Source organism: Streptomyces sp. NRRL B-24572 (assembly GCF_002156145.1).
Classification (GTDB): Bacteria; Actinomycetota; Actinomycetes; order Streptomycetales; family Streptomycetaceae; genus Streptomyces; species Streptomyces vietnamensis.
This window is the reverse complement of sequence record NZ_MWIG01000700.1, coordinates 1-2,709: the sequence shown is the minus strand read 5'-3', so window position 1 is coordinate 2,709 and position 2,709 is coordinate 1. Positions and strand designations below refer to the sequence as shown.

The 2,709-nt window shown below is 72.5% G+C and carries 3 protein-coding genes and 2 pseudogenes; 1 reads left to right on the top strand and 4 read right to left on the bottom strand.

From position 1 onward, the window contains the following. The 4 genes and pseudogenes from CCN56_RS45150 to CCN56_RS33970 all read right to left on the bottom strand — a co-directional run. Window positions 1-431: pseudogene (locus CCN56_RS45150) on the bottom strand (hypothetical protein); the annotation flags it as partial. Window positions 432-607: 176 nt separating this feature from the next. Then, complete coding sequence (locus CCN56_RS33980; protein ID WP_086831678.1) at window positions 608-973, bottom strand: DUF6113 family protein; 366 nt, start codon at window positions 971-973, stop codon at window positions 608-610. Then, on the bottom strand, window positions 970-1,860 hold the full coding sequence (gene mshB / locus CCN56_RS33975) for an N-acetyl-1-D-myo-inositol-2-amino-2-deoxy-alpha-D-glucopyranoside deacetylase (protein WP_086831677.1): 891 nt from the start codon (window positions 1,858-1,860) through the stop codon (window positions 970-972). Before mshB ends, CCN56_RS33980 begins: the two co-directional genes overlap by 4 nt. A 34-nt stretch (window positions 1,861-1,894) precedes the next feature. Further along, entirely contained in the window at window positions 1,895-2,089 is a 195-nt protein-coding gene (locus CCN56_RS33970; RefSeq protein WP_015035959.1) for a hypothetical protein, read from the bottom strand. A gap of 177 nt (window positions 2,090-2,266) precedes the next feature. Between CCN56_RS33970 and CCN56_RS33965 the strand changes: the two are divergent. Further along, window positions 2,267-2,709, top strand: a pseudogene (locus tag CCN56_RS33965) (S9 family peptidase); the annotation flags it as partial.

The window sequence follows — 2,709 nt, the reverse complement described above, 5'->3', positions numbered from 1 at the left end:
GCCCCGGAGCCGGTGGCCGCCGCCTTGCGGGGGGCGAACCAGTCGCTCGTCTCCTTCGCCTTCGGCGGCTCCGGCGCGGCGGCCACCGGCTCCGGGGCCGCGGCCACCGGCTCGGGCTCCGCTTCCGGCTCCACGACGGGCTCGGGATCCGGGGCGGACGCCTCGTTGACCGTCTTGCGGACCACGACCGGCGGAATCGGACGCGAACCCGGGATGTTGATCCGGATCCGGGTCGTCAGGGTCGTCTCGGTCTTGGGCTCCTCCGGCGGCACGGACGCGGCGGCGGTCCCCTCCGGCGCGTCCTGCGTGGGGTGGAGCGACGGATACTGGCGGGATCCGTACGGCGGGGTACCCGAGGGGTAAGCGGCTCCACCGCGCCCCTGGGCGCCGGAGGACGAACTGTCAGTCTCTCGACCAGTTTCACGACTCAAAGCAGGATCTCCCGGTTGGCTCCACCGCCCGCTCTTGCTGATGCTCGTGTTGACCCGGGCGGTTCGGCGGCGCGCACCACCATACTGAACGCCGCCGACTCATACCCGACCCCCGGGCTACTGACGACGGGCAATCCGGCCGAAGTCGGGGCGTCCCCGCTCTCAAGTCGTCCTGTTCACGGGGCCGGTCGCGACAACCGGGGCAGAGTGACGCACATCACAGCGAGCGCCATGCCCCCGAAGAGGAAGAGCAGCTCGCCGACGCCTCCGCCGAACAGCCCGTCGCCCTCGGGGCGTCCGAGGCTGAGCAGCATGACGGCGACGAGCCAGCCACCGCCGGCGGCGGCGACGCCGACCTGGGTGCCGGTGGCGCGCAGCCCTCCGTAGAAGAGGCCCCCCGCGGCGAGGAGCGCGAGGAGCAGGCCGGCGGGGAGCCAGGCGGCCTGGACGAGGGACCCTGCGGTGCCGACGAGGAGGCCGAGGACGAACAGGGCGCCGTACCAGGCGTACCGGACGCCCGGGGAGACCACGGGGTCGCTCATGCAGTCACCCCCGCGAAGAGGTCCGTCTCGCGCTCGCCCGCCGGGGCGCCGGAGACGCCCTGGACCAGCTCGTAGTACTCGGTGGTGAAGATCGGCTGGCCGAGGTCGTTGGAGAGGGCGAAGAAGGGACCGTCGACGGCGACTTGGGTGGCGTGCGCGGCCATCGCGGCGCTCTTGCGGGCCGTGTACGCGGGGTCGGCGGCGATCTCGGTGGTGATCCGCTCCTCGTCGACGACGCCGGGGACGTCGTCGATCCCGGCGATCGCCGGGAAGACGGAGCCCTCGGCGCGGAGCCGGGCGAATCCGGCCTCGGCGACGGGGCGCGGGACGCGGTTCCAGTAGATCTTGGCGATCGTGTGGGCCGGTCCGAGGTCGGGGCGGTAGTCCGGGTCGGCGGCGAGTTCGGCCGCGCGGGTGGCGACCCGGTGGGCCTGGATGTGGTCGGGGTGGCCGTAGCCGCCGTCGGGGTCGTAGGTGATCAGGACCTGCGGGCGGGTCTCGCGGATCACCTCGACGAGGTGGGGCGCGGCGGTGTCGACGTCGGTGTTCCAGAAGGCGTTGGCGCGCTTGTTCTGCTCGGCGCCCATCATTCCGGAGTCGCGGAAGCGCCCGGGGCCGCCGAGGAAGCGGTGGTCGGTGACGCCCAGCTCGGTCATCGCGGCGGCGAGTTCGCCGACGCGGTGCGGGCCGAGCCGGTCCTCCCGGTCGGGGGCCAGGTGGGCGAGGTCGGGCGGGATGACCTCGCCCTCCTCGCCGAGCGTGCAGGTGACGAGGGTGACGAGGGCGCCCTCGGCCGCGTACCTGGCCATGGTGGCGCCGTTGTTGATCGACTCGTCGTCCGGGTGCGCGTGCACGAGCAGCAGACGGCGGGCGGGGAGATCGGACATGCCCCCACCCTACGAGGTCAGGCCGGGTGCGAGGTCAGAACTTGAGGCCGCCGATCATGCCCGCCACGTTCGTGGTGAGGGTGCTGATGGACGGAGCGATGGACGAGCTCGCCAGGTAGAAGCCCAGGAGCGCGCAGACCGCCGCATGTCCAGCCTTCAGCCCGGATTTCCGGATCAGCAGGAAGACGACGATCGCCAGCAGCACCACCACGGAGATCGAGAGTGCCACGGCGGTTCACCTCCACCTTCGGTCGGATATTCGTGCGGTTCGGTCGATCAGCATGTGCCAGAGGGCATGCCGGTCCGATGCATACCCACCTAGTGCTACGGATCATAACTATCCGTGCGGCCGCATCGATCGGCGGACGGAGGCACGAGGGGGGCGCACGGCGCTAGTTTCAGCCGCATGACCTTGTCTTCGCAGCAGCCGGCGACACCCTCGGCCGAGCTCTCCTTCCCCCGTCAGCACGCCCGGACCCAGCGGTTCACCCTGGGGGTCCCGCGTGGTTTCTCGGTCTCCCCGGACGGGGAGCGCGTGGTGTTCGTCAGATCCGGTTCGGGGACGGACCGTTCGCACCGGCTCTGGGTGCTCGACCTGCCCCGGGACGGCGAGCCCGCCGAGCGGACGGTCGCCGACCCGGTGGCGCTGCTCGCGGGCGCGGAGGAGGAGTTGTCGCCGCAGGAGCGGGCGCGCCGGGAGCGGAGCCGGGAGGGCTCGGCGGGGATCGTGGCGTACGCGGTGGACGGGGCCGTGGAGTCGGCGGCGTTCGCGCTGTCGGGGCGGCTGTTCACGGCGGACCTGCGGGCGGGGACGGCGCGGGAGCTTCCGGTGCCGGGGCCGGTGCTCGA